This window comes from Loktanella salsilacus, from assembly GCF_024206795.1.
Classification (GTDB): domain Bacteria; phylum Pseudomonadota; class Alphaproteobacteria; order Rhodobacterales; family Rhodobacteraceae; genus Loktanella; species Loktanella salsilacus.
In genome coordinates this window covers 499,068-520,027 of the sequence record NZ_CP072994.1, presented here as the reverse complement: position 1 = coordinate 520,027, position 20,960 = coordinate 499,068, and the positions used below count along the sequence as shown (strand labels likewise).

The following is a 20,960-nucleotide window of genomic DNA, read 5'->3' as shown; positions in this document are numbered from 1 at the left end:
GGGAGGAGAGGGCGGACCCTCTGGGGGGAGTTTATTTGGCAAGGTGATGAGGATCAGACCTTGCGGGTTTTGCGCGCGCTTTCGGGGCCGTGGGGGTGCTGGGCGTGCGGATAGACCGGGTGGGCGTGGTCGTGATCGTCGTGGTGGTGATGATTGTGCCCGTGGTCGTGGCTGTGATCATGGCCGTGGTCATGACTGTGCGGCAGGCCGTGCGCGTGGGCGTGGGCGTGTTGCGCTTCTAGGCGGCACATGCCGGTGCAGAAGGTGTCGCACAGCGTGCAGTCGGCCACGTTAGAGCCGGGGGCGTTGGCACCCTGACCTTCAACGTGGTGGTGGTGGCTTTCTTGCACTGCGCCGACTTCGCCTTCGAACCCAAGCACTTTGGTCCGGTATTTGCACATGACGCACAGCGCAGGCGGCGTTGCGGCAAAGGCCGGGTGTTGGCGGTCAGCGGCACTGATTTCGCGCTGCTCTCCCCCTGCAAGGGCCAGCACTTGATCACGGTAGGCACAGATGCCGCAGTTGGGCGGCGGCGTCGCGCCCGCCTGTTCGGTGATCCGTTCGGCGAAGGTTTCCAGCACTTTGGGATGATCGCCCAGATAGCCGGCTTTGACGAATTGGATGCCGGGATGCTCTGCCGCGACTTGGTCGGTGAAGCCATAGATGCGGTCGATCAGAATGCCCGAAAACAGGAAATACGGGAACACGATGACGCGCTTGTAGGGCAGCATCGCGACGTGTTGCAGGCAAGGTTCCACCAGCGGGAAGGTCACGCCGGAATAGCCCACCTCGTGCCAGCCAAAGCCCATGCCTTCGGCCAGCATCCGGGCGATCTTGGCCACGTTGCCATTGGCGTCCGGGTCAGAGGCACCGCGGCCGATCACGACAAGGCAGGTCTGCGTCAGCGGCAGCGCGCCGTGTTCGGCGTTGGCGCTGTCCACAGCGTCCTGAATACGGCTGGCGGCGGCGGCGATCATCTTGGGATCAACACCAAGTTCGCGGCCATAGCTGATGGCCGTGCCGTGCTGGGCGGCATAGGTGTTGAGCACCGTGGGAATGTCGTTCTTGGCGTGCATGGCAGCAAACAGCATGCCCGGCACCGCAAAGATCCGGTCGCACCCTGCATCCCGCAGCCGGTCTAGACCGTCGCGGATCACCGGGTTCGCAAATTCCAGATAGCCGTAGTCGACCATCCAGTCGGACGGCAGGAACGCGGGCAGCTTTTCGGCCAGCGTGGCAAATTCGTCGACGGCGGACTGGCTACGCGAGCCGTGGCCGCAAATCATCACACCGGTTTTCATGCGGGCTGTTCCTCGCGCTCTGGTTCGGATTTTTGTTTTGCTTTGCGGCCCTTCAGCGCGCCCAGCGCGATGGCGATTCCCGCCGCGCCAAGGGCAATACCCGCGACCCAGTGGTTATGCCCTGCCGCATCGACCAAATGGCCGGGGTGGGCAGAGGCTGTCGTGGCCGTCAAGATCAAGATCGTCGTCAGCAGGCGCATGGCGTATCTCCGGGCGTGGGTAGGCCGGGGCCGAGAGCTGGCTATTGACGATGTGGCATTCCGGTCCCCGTCAGGGTCGACCCGTCTGCCACCAACCGCTCTGGCCCCGTATCGGGCTTCGTCAGGGATGGGGTATAGGCGGGAGCCGCGCAGTGCGCAATGCATAGGACCCGTTGAAATCGCAGCGCCGTCTGTTGGCGCAGCGTTTAGCTGACGAGGCGCAAGCCGGACCGCGGGCGGGCCGCCGCTGCCTCTTCTGCGGCTTGCAGGGCGCTGGTGGGCATAGCGACGGTAAAGGTCGTGCCTGCGCCAGCTGCGCTTTGCACCGTCACCCCGCCGCCGTGCGCGATGGCCAGCGTCTTGCAGATGGCAAGGCCAAGGCCTGCGCCGCCTTCGGACCGGTTATGGGTCGCTTCAAGTTGCTGGAAAGCATTGAAAATCACATTGTGGGATTCTTCCGGGATGCCGCAGCCGTTGTCTTCGACCTCGATGTTAAAGCCGGTCGCCGTCAGCCTTGCGCGCAGGGTGATATCGCTGGACTGGGCAAACTTGAACGCATTGCCAACAAGGTTCGACAGAATCTGCAAACAGCGGGCGCGGTCGGCAAAGGCCATGACCTCTTCGCAATCGACGCTGATCGTGACGCCCTTTTCAACGGCCATCGGGGCGAACTGCGCTTTGACGTCTTCAAGCAGTCCGCGCACCGGAAAGGCCGTGCGGTCCAGCGTTGCCTCGCCCAGCTCCATGCTGGTGTAGTCTAAAATCTCGTTGATCATGCCCAGCAAGTGGTTCGCCGCGACGGTGATCTTGTGGCCATAAAGCTCTGCCTGATCGCCGATCCGGCTGTCAGATTCTATAGCCGCTTGCCCTGTCTTGGCGGCGTTCATGTCCTTCAACCGCCCTAGAATGCTGGCGTAGCCCAGCACGATGGTCAGCGGCGTGCGCAGCTCGTGGCTGAGGATGCCAAGGAATTCCGACTTTGCCCGGCTTGCGCTTTCGGCGGCATTGCGCGCCTCGGTCAGTTCTTGGATGTTTTCCATCCACGTGCGGTTTTCGATCGTATAGCTGAACAGCGCGCCCATCACGATGACGATGGCCGTGCCGGTGATGGCAAGAGCTAGCACCTTGAACGCTTCGGGGTTGATAAAATCGCCAGAGATATCTAGCGGCGACACGCTAAAGGCCGCCATGCCTGTAAAGTGCAGGCTGATGATGCCGATCGCCAGTGCGATGGACATCTGGTATTCGCCCGCGCCCTTGCTTCGGTTGCCAAACACCAAGGCCGCCGCGCCAAAGACCACGGCTAAAACGATAGATGCGATCAGATAGGTTTGATCCCAAAAGATCACGCCTTGGACCCGGTAGGCAATCATGCCCGCATAATGCATCCCGGCGATCGCAAGGCCCAGAATTGCGCCGCCCAGCAGCGGGGCAAAGCGGATCGAGCTGATCGTAGACACCAGAACGCCAATGGCGCTGCCCAGAACCGCAATCGCGAAAGACACCAAGGTCAGACCCAGATCAAAGCTGACAGGAACATTGGGGCGAAAACCCAACATGGCGACAAAATGGGTACACCAGATCGACACACCAGCGGTCAGCGCCGTCAGCAAATACCACGAAATCGCATGCCGATGTGACCGATTGCGCGCGTGGCGATACAGGCGCGACGTCACCCAACTGCCAAAGCCGCATAGGATCGCCGCCAAAGCGACCAGGCTCATGTCGTGGAATGCCGTAATACAGGTGACGATGGTCATCATAGTGCTGCTCTGACTAACTCTTTACCAAGTTTAACGATTAACGATGTTTTAACCTCTCTATTCTGGCCAACTGTGGCGAAGTTTGGGCGCAGTTAAGTATATCGCAGGTTGTTATTTTCTGACGTTAGGTCACGCTTACGATGATCCCGAAATGTGCCTTTAAGATCGGCCATTTTCGTCCAATCCAGCCGACTAGCCGCCGAATCCCGGCATCATCCGCGCTGCGCACAGCACCTGCGCGGCAATCCGTGTATCCAGTTCGTCCCGCCTGCCCTAGCTTTCCCTCAACACGGTAAAAAAGGGAGCGATGGCTATGGGCCTGCTGGTTGACGGACAATGGCAAGATAAATGGTACGACACCAAGAAAAGCGGTGGCAGCTTTGAACGTGACGTCGCCAGCTTTCGCAACTGGATCACCGCAGATGGCAGCGCCGGGCCGTCGGGTGATGCGGGTTTTAAGGCGGAAACCGGGCGTTATCATCTGTATGTCAGCTATGCTTGCCCTTGGGCGCACCGGGCACTGGTGTTTCGCATGCTCAAGGGTCTGACGGACCATATCAGCGTCTCGGTCGTGCATCCGAACATGCTGTCCGAAGGCTGGGAGCTGTCGGATGATTGGGACGGGGCCACCGGGGACACGCTGTTTGGCCTGGATTACCTGCGGCAGGTCTATCTGAAGGATACGCCGGATATGACCGGCCATGTCACCGTGCCCTTGCTGTGGGACAAGGTGCAGGGGCGCATCGTGTCGAATGAATCGTCCGAAATCATCCGCATGTTCAACAGCGCCTTTAACGATCTGACCGGCAATACAGACGACTATTGGCCAGAAGACCTGCGCGCCGCGATCGCGCCGATCAACGACCGCATCTACAACACGGTCAACAACGGCGTCTACCGGTCAGGCTTTGCCACCACGCAAGAGGCATATGACGCCGCCGTGCACCCGTTGTTCGACAGTCTTGACTGGCTCGAAGACATCCTGTCGCGCAATCGCTACCTGATGGGGGACCGCATGACAGAGGCTGACTGGCGGCTTTGGACGACCCTCGTGCGGTTCGACAACGTCTATCACGCCCACTTTAAGTGCAACCGCGCCTTTATCCGCGACTATCCGAACCTGTGGGGTTTTACGCGCGAGCTATATCAGTGGCAGACGCAGGACGGCGCGATCGCGGATACGGTGAATATGGATCACATCGTGCAGCATTATCACTACAGCCATGAAACGGTGAACCCCTACCGGATCATCCCGATCAATCCGAACCCGGATTTTGACTTAGCGCACGGCCGCGGCTGACTGCTCGCCGTAATGGGACGCGATATCCGCCAGCTCGTCTGGCGGAACATCGCGGTTCAACGTCAAACGCGCCGTTGCGCAATGGTTAAAGATCGACCCGTCCGAGAAAAAGCTGCTGTCCGTGACGCAAAGCACATTCGCCCACGGCTGCCGGAATGCGGCAACATCAGCGACGGTCAGCCCGTTGCCCCGTTCAAGCACCAGATCCAGAACAATGGCGTCAAAGGTGAAATCTTCTAATGCCTGCACCGCAGAATCGGAATCGCCGCACAGTGTCACCTTAGCCCCGTGCCGCTGCATATGGCGCTGCCAAACCGCGCCAAGCGCCGCATTGCTTTGCACGATAAGGATACGCACAGGCGCAAGAGCGATATGATGATCCGAAGATTTTACCATGAGTAAAAATTTACCGCAGAAAACGGCATCTGCATACACTCAATTGATACCTTACCCCCGAAAGGCTGATTCTTGCCGCGGTCAGCTTGTATCGTAGGCGAAAATCCGGTTGAAACAGGCATAACTTGTTGCAAAGGGCCGCGCGAAGATGACGACATGGATCACGATCTGCGACACGTGCAAACGTGACGGCTGGGATTTGACTGGCGCGGCACAAACCGACGGCGAAGCACTGGCCGCCCTGATCGAGGATGCAGCCCGCGATGTGCCTGACGTGCGTACCCGCCGCGTGGCCTGCTTGATGGGCTGCAAAGCTGGCTGCAACGTCGCCGTGCAGGCCCATGGCAAACTGTCCTATACCATCGGTAACTTTGAACCCATGGCAGAGGCCGCAGACGGCATCGTGACCTATGCGGCCCTGCATGCCGGGTCCAAAAACGGGCAAGTGCCGTACCGCGACTGGCCGCAGGCGATCAAAGGCCACTTTGTCACCCGCCACCCGCCCCTGCCGGACGCCGCATCAGACTCGGACGCTGCATGAAGGCGCCGCGCGATCACGGCGGCGGTCTGGACGCGGCTATTGCGGAATACGGCGGCACCCGCGCCGATTGGCTTGACCTATCGACGGGCATTAACCCCGTCCCCTATCCGCTGCCCGACCTTGCCCCCCATGCGTGGAACGCCCTGCCCGATCAGGCCGCGCAGGCCAAACTGATCCAGCGCGCCCGCGCCTTCTGGAATGTCCCGGACGCAGCGGCCGTGTTGCCGATCCCCGGTGCCTCTGCCGCGATTGCCCAACTGCCGCGCCTTGGCAAAGCGGGTCAGGTCTCGATCCCCGGCCCGACCTACAACGAACACGGCGCAGCCTTTCGCGCTGCGGGCTGGACACTGGTGGATGATGCCAGCGATGCCATCGTCGCGGTGCACCCGAACAACCCGGACGGCATGGTGTGGCAAGCGGATCAGATCACCGCGGACCTCAGCATCATCGACGAAAGCTTTTGCGATGTCATGCCAGAGGCGTCGCTGATCCGCCTGTCCGCGCGGCCCGGCACCATTGTGCTGAAAAGCTTTGGCAAATTCTGGGGGCTTGCGGGTCTGCGCCTTGGCTTTGCCATTGGCGATCCGGCGATTATCGCCGATCTGGCAGAAGCGCTTGGCCCTTGGCCCGTGTCCGGTCCGGCCCTTTCCATCGGGGCAGAGGCGCTGGCCGACCCGATGTGGGCGGACGAGACATGCGCCCGGCTGACCAAAGATGCCCAGCGCCTTGATGACCTGCTCATCGCACAAGGTGCGATCGTGAAAGGCGGCACATCCCTGTTCCGCCTGTATCAGGTCGAAGACGCCGCCGCCGCGCAGGCGCATCTGGGCCAGAGCCATATCTGGAGCCGGATTTTCCCCTACGCGACCGACTGGCTGCGCCTTGGCCTGCCTCCGCCGGACCGCTGGGATCAAATTGAAGGTGCCTTTTGACGCTGATCTTCGGCCTTTTGCTGGACGCCATGTTTGGCGAACCGCGCTGGCTATGGTCCCGTATTCCCCATCCTGCCGTCATGATGGGAGCCTGCGTCAGTTGGATCGACCGCCGCGCTAATAATGGTGCCAATCGCCGTGCCAAGGGCGTCATTGCCTTTGGCCTACTGGCGCTGGCCTTTGTCCTGCTAGGCTTTGTGCTGGCCGCCATTCCCGGGCACGCCGTGGACATTATCGTGCTGGCCATCCTGCTGGCGCAGCGCAGCCTTGTTGATCACGTCCGCCTTGTGGCAACGGCCCTGCGCCAGTCGCTAAGCGCTGGACGCACCGCCGTCGCGCAGATCGTCGGCCGCCAGACCGCGACCCTGAACGAAGCCGCCGTCAGCCGCGCCGCGATTGAAAGCGCCGCCGAGAACTTCTCTGACGGTGTGATCGCGCCTGCTTTCTGGTTCGCCGTTGGCGGGTTGCCGGGTTTGCTGCTGTATAAAATCACCAATACCGCTGATTCCATGATCGGCTATCGCACCGAAAAATACGCTGAATTCGGCTGGGCCGCGGCGCGGTTCGACGATCTGCTGAACCTGATTCCTGCGCGGCTATCTGCCCTGCTGATCTGGCTGACCGCCCCTAATCGCTATGCCCTGCCCGCGATCATGACAGAGGCGCCGCGCCACCGCTCTCCCAACGCAGGCTGGCCAGAGGCGGCGATGGCCCAAGTGCTGGGCGTCGCCCTCTCCGGCCCGCGCACCTATGACGGTGTGCGGCGCGATTATCCCTTCGTGAACGATGATGGCCGCCATTTGATCGGCCCCGCCGACATCGAAAACGCCTGCACCGTGCTGTGGCGTACCTGGGCACTGGGGCTTTTCGCCGCCCTGATTGTGACCCTGTTCTAATCCGCAGATGCCTCTGGCAGGATAGGGTCACATCAAAAGGACCGATCCCATGCGCTTGACTGCCCTGCTCCTCACCCTCGCCACGCCATTGGCCGCACAGGACTGCGGCGCACCGTTGCCGGACTTCAAGGCGGGGGTTCTGGCCGAGGCAACCGCAATGGGCATCGCACCCGATGTGGCAGAGGCATTCTTGTCCAGCGCGCAGATTGACCCAGCTGTGTTGAAGGCGGACCGGGCGCAGGGGGTGTTCCAGCTTGATTTCGTCACCTTCTCTCGCCGCTTGATCAGCACCGCGCGGCTGGACACCGGCAAAGCGATGGGACAGCAGTATTCCGACACCTTTGCGCAGATCGAGGCGCAATACGGCATCCCGCGCGGTGTCCTGCTGGCGTTTTGGGCGTTCGAGACCGACTACGGCGCAATCCAAGGTGATTTCAATACGCGCAACGCGCTCTTTACCCTCGCCCATGATTGCCGCCGGCCAGAGCTGTTCCGCCCCGAACTGCTGGCCGCAATGCAGCTATACGCACGCGGTGATTTCGATCTGGGCACGACGGGTGCTTGGGCCGGAGAGATCGGACAAGTCCAAATGCTGCCCCGCGACATCATCGCCCACGCCGTGGACGGCGATGGTGACGGACATATCGACCTGAAAGGCTCTGCCGCCGATGCATTGATGTCAGGCGCGGCGCTTCTGTCCGCGCTGGGTTGGCGCGCGAATGAGCCTGCGCTGCAAGAGATTACCGTTCCCGATACGTTGGACTGGTCCCGCACGGGACTTAATCACGAACTGCCCGCTGCCGATTGGGCCGCCCTTGGCGTGACGGGACGCGGCGAAGCGCTTTCGGATCTGCCCGGCGCAGTGCTGCTGCCCATGGGGCGGAACGGTCCGGCCTTCATGGCCTACCCCAATTTCAGCGTCTATTTCGAATGGAACCAGTCGCTGACCTACGTGACAACCGCCGCCTATTTCGCGACCCGGTTGGCGGGGGCACAAATCTATGATGCGGGGGGCACCGACCCGGGTTTGGACGGGGCGCAGATGATGGCGCTGCAGGAAAAGCTGGCGGCACGCGGCTATGACGTGGGCGGGATCGACGGGATCTTGGGCGAGAAAACGCGCGAGGCTGTGCAGTTGGAGCAGGCGCGGCTGGGCTTGCCTGCGGATGCGTGGCCAACGGCTGCGCTGCTGGGACAGCTTTGATCGGGGGGCCAGCCCCCCGTCCCTGCGGGACTCCCCCCGAGGTATTTTTGACCAGAAGAAGAATGGACCCGGGCTGCGGGGCGGCGCGACTAGGCGACCATGCTTTCGGCTTTTTTCAGATCGACCGAGACAAGTTGGCTGACGCCTTGTTCGCCCATGGTGACGCCGAACAGGCGGTCCATGCGCGCCATCGTCACGGCGTGGTGCGTGATGATCAAAAAGCGCGTGTCGGTGCGGCGGGTCATTTCGTCCAGTAGATCGCAGAAACGCGTCACGTTGGCGTCGTCCAGCGGCGCGTCGACCTCGTCCAGCACACAGATCGGGGCGGGGTTCGCAAGGAAGACCGCGAAGATCAGCGCCATCGCCGTAAGGGTTTGTTCGCCGCCTGACAGCAGCGAGAGGGTCGAGAGTTTTTTGCCCGGCGGCTGGCACATAATCTCTAGCCCCGCGTCAAGCGGGTCTTCGCTTTCGACAAGGACCAGACGCGCCTCTCCGCCGCCGAACAAGCTGCGAAACAGGGTCGAGAAGTTGGCGTTGACCTGCTCGAAAGCGGTCAGCAGCCGTTCGCGGCCTTCTTTGTTCAGCCCAGCGATTCCAGAGCGTAGGGCGTCGATTGCGCCTTCAAGGTCGGCCTTTTCCGCGACCAGCGTGTCGTGTTCGGTCATGACCTCGGCCGCGTCTTCTTCGGCGCGCAGATTCACCGCACCAAGCGCGTCGCGCTGGCGGCGATGGTTCACGATATCGACATCGATTTTATCGGCACCCGGCAGGTCCGCGGCATCGATGCCTAGGCTGTCCCACAAAGCTTGCGGGGTGATGTCGCGATCCTCGCTGATCCGCTCGACCGCCGCAGTTACGGCATCGCTGGCTGCATCGCCGCGGGCCTGGGCGCGGGCGCGGGCCTCGCGGGCGTCCGAGGCGGCACGTTCGGTTTCGCGTTCCGCCAATGTTACATCGCGCAGGCTGGCTTCGCCCAGTGCCAGCGCCTCGGCGGCGGCGGCGCGGCGGGCATCCGCGTCTGCGATGCTGGCGGTCAGCTGTTCGCGCGTTTCCGCGATCTGGGCGGGGACGCTGGCGGCGTCTTCCAACTCATCCTCTGACGCGTCTTTGCGGGCGGCAAGCTCGTTGCTGCGCTGGGTTGCGTTATCAAGGCGCAGCCGCCAGCCCGACAATTCCTTGGTGATTTCCTGACTGCGCTTGAGGCGCGCGTCACCTGTCCGGCGCAGATCATCCGCGCCAGCACGGCGGGCAATCATCGTCATCCGCGCGGCTTCAACCGTCATACGGATGTCGTCAACGCCAGCGCGGGCGTCGTCCAGATCGGCAAGGTCCGCTTGCGCGGCCTCTGCCTCGATCACCTGTGCGCGTGCGGTGGCGGCTTCTTCTGCGTGGCGCGCCATGGCGAGCGAGAGGGATTCCAGTTTGCCAGCAGCCAGATTGCGGTCGGCTTCGGCGCGGCTGGCGGCGCGCTGCGCTTCGGCGACGCGCATATCGGCGTCGCGGCGGGCATGGCGGGCGGTTTGGTCGGCCTGCGTCAGGGCGGATAGGCGGGCGGTCAGGGTTTCATGCGTCTCTACCGCTTCGGCAGCAGCGGCCTGTGCGATTTCCAGCTCACTCCGCAGGTCGGCCAGCCGGTTCAGTTGCTGCAAACGCAGCGCGGCGGCAGAGGGGGCGTCGGCCGCGCCAGCGCGGTAGCCGTCCCAGCGCCACAGATCGCCTGCTTGAGATACAAGGCGTTGGCCCGGCATCAAATCGGCCTGCAAACGGGGACCATCGGCGGGATCGACAACGCCGATCTGGCCGATCCGGCGGGCCAAAACGTCCGGCACATCGACAACTTCGGATAGGGGCCGCGCCCCGGCAGGCAAAGGCTGCGCGCGCGCGTAGCCGGGCAGTTCGACCCAGCCAGAAGGGTCAGTCGCGAGCACGGCAGGTGCCTTGAGATCATCCGCCAGCGCCGCACCCAAAGCCGCCTCGAATCCGCGAGCAACGGTCAGCAGGTCAAGCACTTGGCCACCTGCCCCCGCATCGCGTTCGACCAGCCGCGCCAATGCGCCAACTTCGGCTTGCAGCGCTTTCGCCTCGCCTTCTGCCGAGGAACGCTGCGCGCGGGCATCGCTTTCCAGGCCTTGCGTCGCCGCACGGGCCGCTTCGGTTTCAGCCAGTGTCTCTTCGGCATTGGCCGCCGTCGCTGTCGCGATCTCCTCGGCCAGCGTGGCTGCATCAAAGGCCGCTTCAGCGCTGCTCCGTGCGGCCTCTGCCTCTGCCATGGCGCTGCGGGCACGGGCGGCTTCGGCTTCTGCGCGATCAGCCGTCTTGCGGTAATCGTCCAGCAGGCGCTGCGCCGACTGGTGGCGCGCGGACAGGCGGGCGACATCTTCGGTTAGCTGGCCAAGGTCCTGTTCCCGCTGGGCCAGCACCTCTGCCGCCTCTGATGCGGCGTCTTGCGCGGCAGACAGGGCATCGTCGTGGCCCGCGCTGGCCTTGGCGATTTCCGCCGCTTCCCACGTCAGGCGCGCGATGGTGTCTTCGGCGTCGGCGTTCAGGCTGTCCTCTCGCGCGATGTCATGCGCCAGCTGTTCAATGCGCCGCGTCAGCGTGGCGATTGCAGCGGTGGCCTGCGCGTCCTGATCGGCCAGCTGGTCGCGCTGGACGGTCAGGCGCTGTAGAACCGCGCTGGCGATTGCGTCCTCTTCACGCAGAGGCGGCAAAGCCTCTTCGGCGCCTGCGCGCCTTGCAGTCGCCTCTTCTGCAGCGCGTTCCGCCTGCGCTGCCGCAAGGGCAGAGCTGCGGACCTCGGCCAAAGCGGCCTCTAGCGCGGCGTTGGCGTCATGCCAGCGGCGATACAGCAGCAAGTCTTCGGCATGGCGCAGGGCGGTGCCGATTTCGCGGTAGCGGGCGGCCTGCCGCGCTTGCCGCGCCAGTGTGCCAAGTTGCGCGGCCAATTGGCCAACCACGTCATCCACGCGCAGCAGGTTCGCCTCTGCGCCTTTTAGCTTCAGCTCTGCCTCGTGACGGCGCTGATACAGGCCCGAAATGCCTGCCGCCTCTTCCAGAATCCGGCGGCGGCTGGTGGGTTTGGCGTTGATCAGCTCTGAAATCTGGCCTTGCCGCACCAAGGCGGGCGAATGCGCACCCGTCGAGGCATCGGCAAAGAGCATCTGCACGTCCCGCGCACGCACGTCCTTCGTGCCGACTTTATACGCCGAGCCTGCGTCGCGCGTGATGCGCCGGGTGATGTCCAGACTGTCGCTGTCATTAAACGCGGCAGGTGCAAGCCGCTCGCCGTTGTCGATGATCAGCGCGACTTCGGCAAAGTTGCGGGCCGGGCGTGTAGCGGTGCCGGCAAAGATCACGTCCTCCATCCCGCCGCCGCGCATCGCTGTGGGACGGTTTTCGCCCATCACCCAGCGCAAAGCTTCAAGCAGGTTGGACTTGCCGCAACCATTGGGGCCGACAACGCCGGTCAGGCCATCGGCGATCACCAAGTCAGTGGGATCAACGAAGCTTTTGAAGCCGTTCAGGCGCAGGCGGGTAAAACGCATGGGCCATGGCCCCTTGTTTGATTCTTTGAGGGTCGAGGTTGATCGTCGAAACTGCGCCAAGTCAACCAAGCCGCCGCTGAACCAGCCGGGGACACCGAAGTTATCCACAAGATCTTAAATGCGCGGCACCACAATTATCAGTAGGCACCGCCATATTGTCGCCATCCCAGACCTGTCTAAGGCGGCGCAATACACAGTTAAAAGGGTCCCCGCGTTTTGGCATTTTTCGATTTTCTGCACGAGCTAGAGGATTACTCTCCCGATATGGTGACGCGGATGAACCGCCGTCATGCGCGGATCGTCGCCCCCTTCAAAGAGGATCTGATTGGTGCGCAGGTGCTGGATCTGGCCGCCCATGACGGCCGGTGGAGCTATGCCTTGGCCGAACATGCAGAGCGTGTCGTCGGCGTCGAAGCGCGCCCAGATTTGATCGGCCGCTTCGCCCAATATCCCGCAGGGCCGCAGCATGGCCGGGTGAAATTGGTCTGCGACGACATCTATCGCGATTTGGACAAACGGCTGATCCGCGACGAAACCTTTGATGCGGTCATGCTGTTCGGCATCTATTATCACGTCATGGATCATTACGGCCTGCTGGCCCGCGTCACACAGCTAGAGCCAGAGCTGATCGTGATCGATTCGGAGTTTATGGTGGACCGCAATCCGATCATCCAGATGGTCAAGGAACGCACCGATAACCCGCTGAACGCCATCGCGCAGGTGCCGGGCCAAGAGGTCACGATGAAGGGTGTGCCGTCCACTGGTGCGATGGAACGCATGGCCGATGTGCTGGGCTATGGCTGCACCTGGGTTGATTGGGACGCCGTGCCCGAAGATCAGCGCGGCACCGTGCGCGATTATTTCCGCGACGGCGAAATGCGACGTAAAACCTGCGTTCTACGCCCCCTGCCCACCTAAGATCACGCCCGAATCCGGGTTGACGCGCCCGCTGCGCCGGGCGCACAAAGAACCCTGCAAGGTTCCCCACGACAGACGCAAAGCGTTGGGGATGAAACTGGGAATGTGGAAGGGGCCGATCCTGCGATCGGGAGGCCCCGTGCCACAGCCGCCCCCGCGACTGTAAGCGGTGAGCGTGACGTCATTAAGCCACTGGGCTGCCAAGCAATTGGCCCCCGGGAAGGCGACGCCGCGTGCACGAGCCGCAAGCCAGGAGACCGGCCTCGCATGATGAAACCCCATCCCGTCGGGTGTGACGGGCTATAGGAGAGACAAAATGCATATCGAACCCGGCGTCGTGACAGGCGCAAAACTGGCTCTTGGCAGCGTGACCGCTGCAGGTGCCGCCACTGTGTCCGCCAAAATGGTTTGGGAAAATCTGGTGCAGCGCGGGGCCGCGTCCCTGATCGCACGCAGCGCCATGGCCACCGCCGCGACCTTCGTCTTCTTTGAACTGCTGCCGCATCTGGCCGTCGGCCCGTCCGAAGTGCACCTGATCCTTGGATCGACCCTGCTGCTGATGCTGGGCACCGCGCCCGCCGCTGTCGGTCTGGCCCTTGGCCTGCTGCTGCAAGGTCTGCTGATGTCGCCAACGGATCTGCCCCAGTACGGCATGAACGTCACCACCTTGCTGGTGCCCCTGCTGGCGCTGCACATGGTCACGAAATCCGTCGTCGCGCGCGGCACGGCTTATGTCGATCTGACCTACACGCAGGCGCTGAAGCTTTCGACCACGTACCAGGCTGGCGTTGTGGCTTGGGTCGCGTTCTGGGTTGTCTGGGGCGAAGGTGCCAGCATGTCCACGCTGGCGTCGCTGTCGACCTTTGGCGCAGCTTACATGACCGTCGTGCTGATCGAACCGCTGGTTGACCTGGCCGTGCTGGCTGTCGCCAAGCGCATGAAAGCACAGGGTTCCGGCCTTCTGGACGCCCGCGTTTACGGCTAAGCCCGCATTCGCTGATCTGACACGCCGGGCCGAAGTCGCAGGACTTCGGCCCGCATCCCTTTGACATATCGAGTTCCCCTCATGGCCGCGAAAATCCCCGCAACCGTCGTCACAGGCTTTCTGGGCGCTGGCAAAACAACCCTGATCCGCAATCTGCTGCAAAATGCCAAAGGCAAGCGCATCGCGCTGATTATCAATGAATTTGGCGATCTTGGCGTCGATGGCGACATCCTGAAAGGCTGCGACAGCGATGTCTGCGCCAAGGACGACATCGTAGAGCTGTCGAACGGCTGCATCTGCTGCACCGTCGCCGACGACTTCATCCCCACAATGGAAGCGCTGCTAGCCCGCGATCCGCAGCCCGATCACATCGTCATCGAAACATCGGGCCTTGCCCTGCCGCAGCCGCTGGTGCGGGCCTTCAACTGGCCCGGCTTGTCGACCCGCGTGACCGTCGACGCTGTCGTGACCGTGGTTGACGGCGTCGCCGTGACCGAAGGGCGCTTTGCCCATAACGTTGCCGCCGTGGACGCCCAGCGCGCCGCAGACGACGGCCTTGACCATGAAACGCCGCTGTCGGAACTGTTCGAAGACCAGATCGCCTGCGCCGACATGATCGTCATCAACAAGACCGACCTGATGGACCCCAAGGCCGCGTCCGAACTGGCCGACCGCCTCAAATCAGAGGCCCGCACCGGCGTACAAGTCATCCGCACCTCGATGGGAGAGTTGCCCGTCGACGTGCTGCTGGGCCAAGGCATTGGTGCTGAAACCGACCTGGAATCGCGTCACGAAGTGCATCACCACCATCACCACGACGATGACGAAGATGATGACCACCACGATGACGATCATCATGACCATGATCACCACGACCATGGGCACGATGAATTCGAATCCTTCATCGTGGAACGCGGCGAAATCACTGATCCTGCCGCATTCGCCGCGCAGGTCTCTGACGTGATCCGCGCCCATGACATCCTGCGCCTTAAGGGCTTCGGCTCTGTCACCGGCAAGCCCATGCGCCTTACCGTGCAGGCCGTCGGCCCCCGCGTGGATCACTACTTTGACCAACCGCTCGGCGACGCGCCCCGCGGCACACGTCTGGTCGTGATTGGCGAAGCTGGCCTTGATCAGGACGCGATCCGCGCTGCGTTGCAGGCATGACGATCACGGTCGATCTGGCTGACCCCCGGTCGGCCGAGGGACTGGCGCTGCTAAACGCCAGCCACGCCTTCCTGATGTCGCGTTACGCGCCAGAGCACAGCTTTGCCCTAAACCCCAACCAACTGGCAGAGCCGCATGTCAGCTTCTTCATCGCAGACCGCAATGGAGAGGCGCTAGGCTGCGCGGCCTTGTCCAACAAGGGCACCTACGGCGAGATTAAATCGATGTTCGTCCACCCCGACGCCCGCGGCAGCGGCACTGGGGCCGCCTTGATGCAAACGCTAGAGGACGAGGCCCGCACGCAGGGTCTGACCCTGATGCAGCTGGAAACCGGCAACGATCTGTATGATGCCCACCGCCTGTACCAGCGGCACGGTTTCGCAGTTTGTGGCCCCTTTGGCGATTACGCCGAGGGGCCCCATTCCGTCTTTATGGAAAAGCGGCTGTGAGCCTTCAGTCCGGCAGGTTTTCTGTGCCGCGAATGGCCTTACCCTTTGCCTCGTCCGTGGCAAAATCGTCGGCAGGATCGCTGGGCTTATCCAGATCGGTCTTGCCCGCGCTTTTCTTCATGCGCGCCAGCAGCTCTTCTTTCGAAGGCCGAGAGCCAAATGGCGTCTTGTCAGAACCATATTGGTTATGTTCCTGATGCTTCGGCCCTTTTTTCGCCGTTTTCGGTGTTCCCGATTTTCCGTAGTCCATGGGACTGGCCCCCTTGCGTGGTTTGATAACCCCATGTGGCCTTTTGCAACGAAAGGTCAAGCGTGATGCACCTGCTTGCCGCCAGCGCCAACGCGATCCCCGACGGCACAGAGCCTGTCGATCCCGGCCAGACCCCCGCCGATGTGGTCTTTATCAGCGCCGCTGATACCGAACTCGCCGCCTTGTCAGAAGCGCGAGCCGCAATGGACGCGGCCCCGTCCCTGCGCCTGCTGAACCTGATGAACCTGACCCATCCGGTGTCCGTGGACATGCACCTCGATGCCTGCGCGACGCGGTCCCGCTTGGTGATCGCCCGCGTGCTGGGCGGCATGGGCTACTGGAACTACGGTGTCACCCAATACGCCGCACGCCTGCGCGAATCCGGCGTCAAACTGGCCCTGCTGCCTGGCGACGACAAAGACGACCCCGACTTGCGCGGCCTGTCCACCGTCACCGACGCAGACTACGATGCGCTTTGGTCCTACCTTGTCGAAGGCGGCCCGCAGAACACAGTCCGCTTCCTTGCATGCGCCAAGGCCATCGTGGATGGCACTGACCGCCCCGCCGGCCCCAGCCCCTTGCTGCGCGCCGGCGTCTACTGGCCCGGCGCAGGCATCGCAGATTTGTCCACCGCGCAGGCCGCGTGGCAGCCGGACGCCCCCATCGTGCCCATCGTCTTCTACCGCGCCCTCGTGCAGGGCGGCGGCCTCGCGCCGATCAACCGCCTTGTGCGGTCCCTAACCCGCGCGGGCCTGAACCCGCTGCCAATCTTCGTGGCCTCGCTCAAGGACTCCCTGTCCGCCGACACGTTGGGCCAGTTGTTCAGCCAAGCCCCCCCTGCCGCGATCCTGAACGCCACCGCATTTGCCGTCGGCAGCCCGCATGACGGCGATGATAGCCCCGCGAACCCGCTGATTGCCAATGACGCTCCCGTCTTCCAGATCGTCCTGTCCGGCGGGTCCGAAGACGCATGGCGCGCCTCCCCCCAGGGCCTGACCGCCCGCGACATCGCCATGAACGTCGCCCTGCCAGAGGTCGACGGCCGCATCCTGACACGCGCCATCAGCTTCAAAGGTGCCGCCTATTTCGACGAGGCAACGGAATGCGCGATCACGACCTATCAGGCGATGGGCGACCGCATCGACTTTGTCACGCAGCTGATCGCAAACTGGACCCGCCTGCGCAGCACCGCCCCAGCGGAGCGCAAAGTCGCCCTGATCCTCGCCAACTACCCGAACAAAGACGGCCGCCTGGCCAATGGTGTCGGCCTCGATACGCCAGCGGCGACGGTCCACACCTTGGACCTGCTGGCTAAGGCAGGCTACACCACCACGCCGCCAACTGACGCCCAAACCCTCATGAACACCATGATGGCCGGCCCCACCAACTGGCTGACCGACCGCGCGGATACGGACGGCGGCGAACTCCTCTCCCTCGACGTCTACAAACAACACTTCGAAACCCTCCCCTGGGACGTCAAAAACCAAATCACCACCCGCTGGGGTGCGCCAGAGGACGACCCGTTCCTCTCTGTTTGTGAAATATCCCCGCCGGAGGCATCCAAGCCCTCAAAGGCCACAGGCTTCAAGCTATCGATCCACCGCTTCGGTAATGCCGTCGTCGCCCTGCAACCTGCGCGTGGCTATAACATCGACCCGACTGAGACCTACCACTCCCCCGACCTCGTGCCGCCCCACAACTACCTCGCCTTCTACTTCTGGCTGCGCCACCACTGGGGTGCCCACGCTGTTGTCCACATGGGCAAACACGGCAACCTTGAATGGCTACCGGGCAAGGCGCTGGCCCTGTCACAAGACTGCTGGCCAGAGGTCGCCCTTGGTCCCACGCCGCACATCTATCCCTTCATCGTCAACGACCCAGGCGAAGGGACGCAAGCGAAACGCCGCACCAGCGCTGTCATCGTCGACCACCTGACCCCGCCCCTGACCCGCGCCGAAAGCTACGGCCCGATGCGCGACCTAGAGGCGCTGGTGGACGAGTATTACGAGGCCGCAGGCCTCGACCCGCGCCGCCTGACCTACCTGCGCGAACAAATCCTGTCGTTGTCAGACGCCACAGGCCTTGCCCAAGACGCAGGCCTGTCCGGCGATGCCGACAGCGATCTGGCGAAACTCGACGCCTACCTGTGCGAGCTGAAAGAGGCGCAGATCCGCGACGGGTTGCACATCTTTGGCCAAAGCCCGACGGGCCAGCAGGAAATCGACCTGACCATCGCCCTCGCCCGCGTCCCGCGCGGCGACGGCAAGGGCGCGAATGCCTCGCTCTTGCGTGCGCTGGCCCTCGACTTCGGGCTCAGCATCGATCCGCTCGACTGCGACCTGTCGGCCCCTGCCCCCGAAAAGCCCGCCGCTTTGGGTGACCTCAAAGGCTGGCGCAGCAACGGGGACACGGTTGAACGGCTCGAACTTCTCAGCCAGCAGATCATCGGGAACGGCGGGCGGGGTGCCTTAGGCGTCAGCCCCATCGCGTCATCTGCTGTCCTTGAGGAAATCGAAACCCGCATCCGCCCCGCCGTCGCCGCCTGCGGCCCCAGCGAAGGCGCAGGCTTGCTCCGCGCGCTCGATGGCCGCGCCATCCCCCCCGGCCCATCCGGCGCGCCGACCCGTGGCCGCCTTGACACGCTGCCCACAGGACGCAACTTTTACTCCGTCGACAGCCGCGCCGTGCCGACCCCGACCGCTTGGGCGCTGGGCTGGAAATCGGCGAACCTGCTGCTGGACACCCACCTGCAATCCGAAGGCGATTGGCCCAAATCCTTGCTGATCACCGCATGGGGCACGGCCAATATGCGCACGGGCGGCGATGACATCTCACAGGCGCTGGCGCTGATGGGCGTCAAGCCGACATGGGACGCCGCCAATCGCCGCGTCACCGGCTTTACCGTCATCCCCGCCACCACCCTTGGCCGTCCGCGCGTCGACGTCACCTTGCGCATCTCTGGCTTCTTCCGCGACGCCTTCCCCCAGCTGATCGCCCTCGTCGACGGTGCCGCCCGCGCGATCCAAGCACTGGACGAGCCCGAGGACATCAACCCCGCCGCCGCCCGGACAAAACGCGGCGAAGATGCCTCGCGCGTCTTCGGCTCCAAACCCGGCGCTTACGGTGCGGGCTTGCAAGCCATGATCGACGAACGGCTTTGGTCAGACCGGGCCGACCTTGCGCAGGCCTATCTAACATGGGGCAGCTACGCCTACGGCGCAGACGGAGCGGGCACCGCTGCCCGTGCAGCCTTCGAGGCGCGGCTGTCGCAAACCGACGCCATCGTGCAAAACCAAGACAACCGTGAACACGATATTCTGGACAGCGACGACTACTACCAATTCGAAGGCGGTGCTGCTGCCGCTGTGGCCACCCTGCAAGGCACGGATCGCCCGATCTATCACAATGACCATTCACGCCCGGAACGCCCGGTCATCCGGCGGCTAGAGGATGAAATCGGCCGCGTGGTCCGGTCCCGCGCCACGAACCCGAAATGGATCGCAGGCGTAAAACGCCATGGCTACAAAGGCGCGTTCGAAATTGCGGCAACAGTCGACTATCTCTTTGCCTTCGCGGCAACGACAGGCGCCGTGCGGAACCACCACTTCGATCTGGTCGAAGACGCCTTCCTTGCCGACGACGATACCCGCGACTTTATCGCAGAGGTCAACCCGCCCGCCCTGCGCGAAATCGCCCAGCGCCTGCAAGAAGCCATTGACCGCAATCTGTGGACGCCCAAGTCAAACTCGGCCCGCGCCCGTATCGCGGGACTGCTGGATTAGCCTGCGACAGACAGTGCGCCAATCAACAAATAGGACAACAATAAAAATCCGGCAAAATAGTGCATAACATACCCCAATGTGTTCTGCCGCTGTTCCTAGTCTGACTTCATTCGTGCGGCACGGGGAATAACACGCAATCCGGCCCCCTGTTCCCACGACTGGCGCATTCGGCCTTGCTTGCGCCCACACCCCACGCCGCCTACACATACACCTGCAAAAAGGGAGTGCCGCCATGACCGACGATCCAGACCGCCACGCGATGAAAATGGCCAAGAAAAAGGCCGCCCGCGACAAGATCATGGCGACCAAGACCGACCAGAAGGGTCTCGTCATCGTCCACACTGGCAAGGGCAAAGGCAAATCCAGCGCCGCCTTCGGGATGATTTTCCGCTGCATCGCACACGATATGCAATGCGCCGTCGTGCAGTTCATCAAAGGCGGCATGAGCACGGGCGAGCGCGACTTGATCTTGGCGAAGTTCACCGACATCTGCGCGTTCCACACCATGGGCGAAGGCTTTACCTGGGAAACGCAGGATAAATCCCGCGACACCGAAATGGCGCAGGCCGCTTGGGCCAAGGCCAAAGAGCTGATCCGCGATCCCGCCAACACCATGGTCCTGCTGGATGAAATCAACATTGCGATCCGCTACGACTATGTCGACATCAACGACGTCGTCACATTCCTACGCGATGAAAAGCCGCCCATGACCCATGTCGTCCTGACGGGCCGCAACGCCCACGACGACCTGATTGAACTGGCCGACTTGGTAACCGAAATGGAACTGGTCAAGCACCCGTTCCGTGCAGGCATCAAAGCGCAGATTGGCGTGGAATACTAATATGCCGCTGATTCCGCAGGGCACGAGCCGCATTGACCACGGTGACGGTGTCTGCGGGCCGTACACGGCTGCGCTTTTGTCTGACACAGGCGGGCTGACGCAATTCGGCGCGTTCATCGAAACCCTGCCGCCCGGCTCGGCCTCCTCCACGCTACACTGGCACGCGCAAGAGGATGAAATGGTCCACATCCTAACCGGTACCGTGACCCTGATCGAAGGGGACATGCAGACAGCAATGCACCCCGGCGATACCGCCTGTTTTCAGGCCGGCATTCCCGTCGGACACTGCCTGCGCAATGACAGCGACGCGCCGGCCAGTTACATGGTGATCGGCACACGGTCAGGCCGTGATGACGTGACCTACCCGCTCACCGGCGATACGCTGACAATCCGGGACGGCATCAAGACCTACCGCGACGCGGATGGCACCATCACCCACACCGCGCCATATCACGGCGCATGACAATGCCCTGCCCGCCCAAGGCTCGCC

The 20,960-nt window shown here is 62.9% G+C and carries 18 protein-coding genes and 1 riboswitch; of the genes, 12 read left to right on the top strand and 6 right to left on the bottom strand.

All coding sequences use genetic code 11. The features are described from left to right. Nucleotides 1-53: 53 nt before the first annotated feature. The 3 genes from KBW81_RS02635 to KBW81_RS02625 all read right to left on the bottom strand — a co-directional run bounded on the left by KBW81_RS02635 (nt 54) and on the right by KBW81_RS02625 (nt 3,264). Nucleotides 54-1,301, bottom strand: coding sequence for a sirohydrochlorin chelatase (locus tag KBW81_RS02635; protein WP_254248225.1), 1,248 nt, complete (start codon nt 1,299-1,301; stop codon nt 54-56). Continuing rightward, the gene (locus tag KBW81_RS02630; RefSeq protein WP_090190990.1) at nt 1,298-1,501 is read right to left on the bottom strand and encodes a DUF6732 family protein; all 204 of its coding nucleotides are present in this window, start codon (nt 1,499-1,501) and stop codon (nt 1,298-1,300) included. The genes KBW81_RS02635 and KBW81_RS02630 overlap by 4 nt, the downstream gene beginning before the upstream one ends. A gap of 206 nt (nt 1,502-1,707) precedes the next feature. Next, on the bottom strand, nt 1,708-3,264 hold the full coding sequence (locus tag KBW81_RS02625; RefSeq protein ID WP_254248224.1) for a sensor histidine kinase: 1,557 nt from the start codon (nt 3,262-3,264) through the stop codon (nt 1,708-1,710). 313 nt (nt 3,265-3,577) lie between these two features. Here KBW81_RS02625 and KBW81_RS02620 point away from each other — a divergent pair, with 313 nt between their 5' ends. Next, the gene (locus KBW81_RS02620; RefSeq protein ID WP_254248223.1) at nt 3,578-4,564 is read left to right on the top strand and encodes a glutathione S-transferase family protein; all 987 of its coding nucleotides are present in this window, start codon (nt 3,578-3,580) and stop codon (nt 4,562-4,564) included. On the opposite strand, the gene KBW81_RS02615 is transcribed toward KBW81_RS02620, so the two are convergent. Next, a complete protein-coding gene (locus tag KBW81_RS02615) occupies nt 4,544-4,960 on the bottom strand; it encodes a response regulator (RefSeq protein ID WP_254248222.1) in 417 nt (138 codons plus the stop codon). The genes KBW81_RS02620 and KBW81_RS02615 overlap by 21 nt on opposite strands. 148 nt (nt 4,961-5,108) lie before the next feature. Between KBW81_RS02615 and KBW81_RS02610 the strand changes: the two genes are divergently transcribed. From KBW81_RS02610 to KBW81_RS02595, 4 genes are read left to right on the top strand one after another with little or no spacing between them, the layout of a single operon-like run. After that, nucleotides 5,109-5,501: a DUF1636 family protein gene (locus tag KBW81_RS02610; protein ID WP_254248221.1), complete on the top strand. Its 393-nt coding sequence runs from the start codon at nt 5,109-5,111 to the stop codon at nt 5,499-5,501. Then, nucleotides 5,498-6,433: a threonine-phosphate decarboxylase gene (locus KBW81_RS02605; protein WP_254248220.1), complete on the top strand. Its 936-nt coding sequence runs from the start codon at nt 5,498-5,500 to the stop codon at nt 6,431-6,433. Before KBW81_RS02610 ends, KBW81_RS02605 begins: the two co-directional genes overlap by 4 nt. Further along, nucleotides 6,430-7,329 carry an adenosylcobinamide-phosphate synthase CbiB gene (gene cbiB / locus KBW81_RS02600; RefSeq protein WP_254248219.1) on the top strand — a complete coding sequence of 300 codons (900 nt, stop codon included), beginning with the start codon at nt 6,430-6,432 and terminating at the stop codon, nt 7,327-7,329. Before KBW81_RS02605 ends, cbiB begins: the two co-directional genes overlap by 4 nt. Before the next feature lie 49 nt (nt 7,330-7,378). Further along, on the top strand, nt 7,379-8,533 hold the full coding sequence (locus KBW81_RS02595; RefSeq protein WP_254248218.1) for a lytic murein transglycosylase: 1,155 nt from the start codon (nt 7,379-7,381) through the stop codon (nt 8,531-8,533). Between the two features lie 89 nt (nt 8,534-8,622). Here KBW81_RS02595 and KBW81_RS02590 read toward each other — a convergent pair whose 3' ends face one another. Then, on the bottom strand, nt 8,623-12,078 hold the full coding sequence (locus KBW81_RS02590) for a chromosome segregation SMC family protein (RefSeq protein ID WP_254248217.1): 3,456 nt from the start codon (nt 12,076-12,078) through the stop codon (nt 8,623-8,625). A 216-nt stretch (nt 12,079-12,294) separates the two neighbouring features. Here KBW81_RS02590 and KBW81_RS02585 point away from each other — a divergent pair, with 216 nt between their 5' ends. From KBW81_RS02585 to KBW81_RS02570, 4 genes are all read left to right on the top strand, one after another. Then, nucleotides 12,295-12,996 (top strand): class I SAM-dependent methyltransferase, encoded by a 702-nt coding sequence (locus KBW81_RS02585; RefSeq protein ID WP_254248216.1) that lies wholly within the window; start codon nt 12,295-12,297, stop codon nt 12,994-12,996. A gap of 42 nt (nt 12,997-13,038) precedes the next feature. Beyond that, a riboswitch (cobalamin riboswitch) is annotated at nt 13,039-13,276 on the top strand. A 36-nt stretch (nt 13,277-13,312) separates the two neighbouring features. Then, nucleotides 13,313-13,981, top strand: coding sequence for an energy-coupling factor ABC transporter permease (locus tag KBW81_RS02580; RefSeq protein ID WP_254248215.1), 669 nt, complete (start codon nt 13,313-13,315; stop codon nt 13,979-13,981). A gap of 81 nt (nt 13,982-14,062) precedes the next feature. Then, on the top strand, nt 14,063-15,148 hold the full coding sequence (gene cobW, locus KBW81_RS02575) for a cobalamin biosynthesis protein CobW (protein ID WP_254248214.1): 1,086 nt from the start codon (nt 14,063-14,065) through the stop codon (nt 15,146-15,148). Then, a complete protein-coding gene (locus KBW81_RS02570; protein ID WP_254248213.1) occupies nt 15,145-15,597 on the top strand; it encodes a GNAT family N-acetyltransferase in 453 nt (150 codons plus the stop codon). The genes cobW and KBW81_RS02570 overlap by 4 nt, the downstream gene beginning before the upstream one ends. Nucleotides 15,598-15,601: 4 nt before the next feature. Here KBW81_RS02570 and KBW81_RS02565 read toward each other — a convergent pair whose 3' ends face one another. Continuing rightward, a complete protein-coding gene (locus KBW81_RS02565) occupies nt 15,602-15,847 on the bottom strand; it encodes a hypothetical protein (protein WP_139222656.1) in 246 nt (81 codons plus the stop codon). Nucleotides 15,848-15,912: 65 nt separating this feature from the next. On the opposite strand from KBW81_RS02565, the gene cobN reads away from it, so the two are divergent. The 3 genes from cobN to KBW81_RS02550 all read left to right on the top strand — a co-directional run bounded on the left by cobN (nt 15,913) and on the right by KBW81_RS02550 (nt 20,933). After that, nucleotides 15,913-19,629, top strand: a complete 3,717-nt coding sequence (gene cobN, locus KBW81_RS02560; RefSeq protein ID WP_254248212.1) for a cobaltochelatase subunit CobN — start codon at nt 15,913-15,915, stop codon at nt 19,627-19,629. 232 nt (nt 19,630-19,861) lie between these two features. Further along, nucleotides 19,862-20,470: a cob(I)yrinic acid a,c-diamide adenosyltransferase gene (gene cobO / locus KBW81_RS02555; RefSeq protein WP_090191009.1), complete on the top strand. Its 609-nt coding sequence runs from the start codon at nt 19,862-19,864 to the stop codon at nt 20,468-20,470. A gap of 1 nt (nt 20,471) precedes the next feature. After that, entirely contained in the window at nt 20,472-20,933 is a 462-nt protein-coding gene (locus KBW81_RS02550) for a cupin domain-containing protein (protein ID WP_090191011.1), read from the top strand. Nucleotides 20,934-20,960 lie beyond the last annotated feature (27 nt).

What these genes read in the sequence shown, in the direction of transcription:
- KBW81_RS02635 (WP_254248225.1), bottom strand. Translation starts at nt 1,301, where the DNA reads ATGAAAACCGGTGTGATGATTTGCGGCCACGGCTCGCGTAGCCAGTCC.
- KBW81_RS02630 (WP_090190990.1), bottom strand. Translation starts at nt 1,501, where the DNA reads ATGCGCCTGCTGACGACGATCTTGATCTTGACGGCCACGACAGCCTCT.
- KBW81_RS02625 (WP_254248224.1), bottom strand. Translation starts at nt 3,264, where the DNA reads ATGATGACCATCGTCACCTGTATTACGGCATTCCACGACATGAGCCTG.
- KBW81_RS02620 (WP_254248223.1), top strand. Translation starts at nt 3,578, where the DNA reads ATGGGCCTGCTGGTTGACGGACAATGGCAAGATAAATGGTACGACACC.
- KBW81_RS02615 (WP_254248222.1), bottom strand. Translation starts at nt 4,960, where the DNA reads ATGGTAAAATCTTCGGATCATCATATCGCTCTTGCGCCTGTGCGTATC.
- KBW81_RS02610 (WP_254248221.1), top strand. Translation starts at nt 5,109, where the DNA reads ATGACGACATGGATCACGATCTGCGACACGTGCAAACGTGACGGCTGG.
- KBW81_RS02605 (WP_254248220.1), top strand. Translation starts at nt 5,498, where the DNA reads ATGAAGGCGCCGCGCGATCACGGCGGCGGTCTGGACGCGGCTATTGCG.
- KBW81_RS02595 (WP_254248218.1), top strand. Translation starts at nt 7,379, where the DNA reads ATGCGCTTGACTGCCCTGCTCCTCACCCTCGCCACGCCATTGGCCGCA.
- KBW81_RS02590 (WP_254248217.1), bottom strand. Translation starts at nt 12,078, where the DNA reads ATGCGTTTTACCCGCCTGCGCCTGAACGGCTTCAAAAGCTTCGTTGAT.
- KBW81_RS02580 (WP_254248215.1), top strand. Translation starts at nt 13,313, where the DNA reads ATGCATATCGAACCCGGCGTCGTGACAGGCGCAAAACTGGCTCTTGGC.
- cobW (WP_254248214.1), top strand. Translation starts at nt 14,063, where the DNA reads ATGGCCGCGAAAATCCCCGCAACCGTCGTCACAGGCTTTCTGGGCGCT.
- KBW81_RS02570 (WP_254248213.1), top strand. Translation starts at nt 15,145, where the DNA reads ATGACGATCACGGTCGATCTGGCTGACCCCCGGTCGGCCGAGGGACTG.
- KBW81_RS02565 (WP_139222656.1), bottom strand. Translation starts at nt 15,847, where the DNA reads ATGGACTACGGAAAATCGGGAACACCGAAAACGGCGAAAAAAGGGCCG.
- cobN (WP_254248212.1), top strand. Translation starts at nt 15,913, where the DNA reads ATGCACCTGCTTGCCGCCAGCGCCAACGCGATCCCCGACGGCACAGAG.
- cobO (WP_090191009.1), top strand. Translation starts at nt 19,862, where the DNA reads ATGACCGACGATCCAGACCGCCACGCGATGAAAATGGCCAAGAAAAAG.
- KBW81_RS02550 (WP_090191011.1), top strand. Translation starts at nt 20,472, where the DNA reads ATGCCGCTGATTCCGCAGGGCACGAGCCGCATTGACCACGGTGACGGT.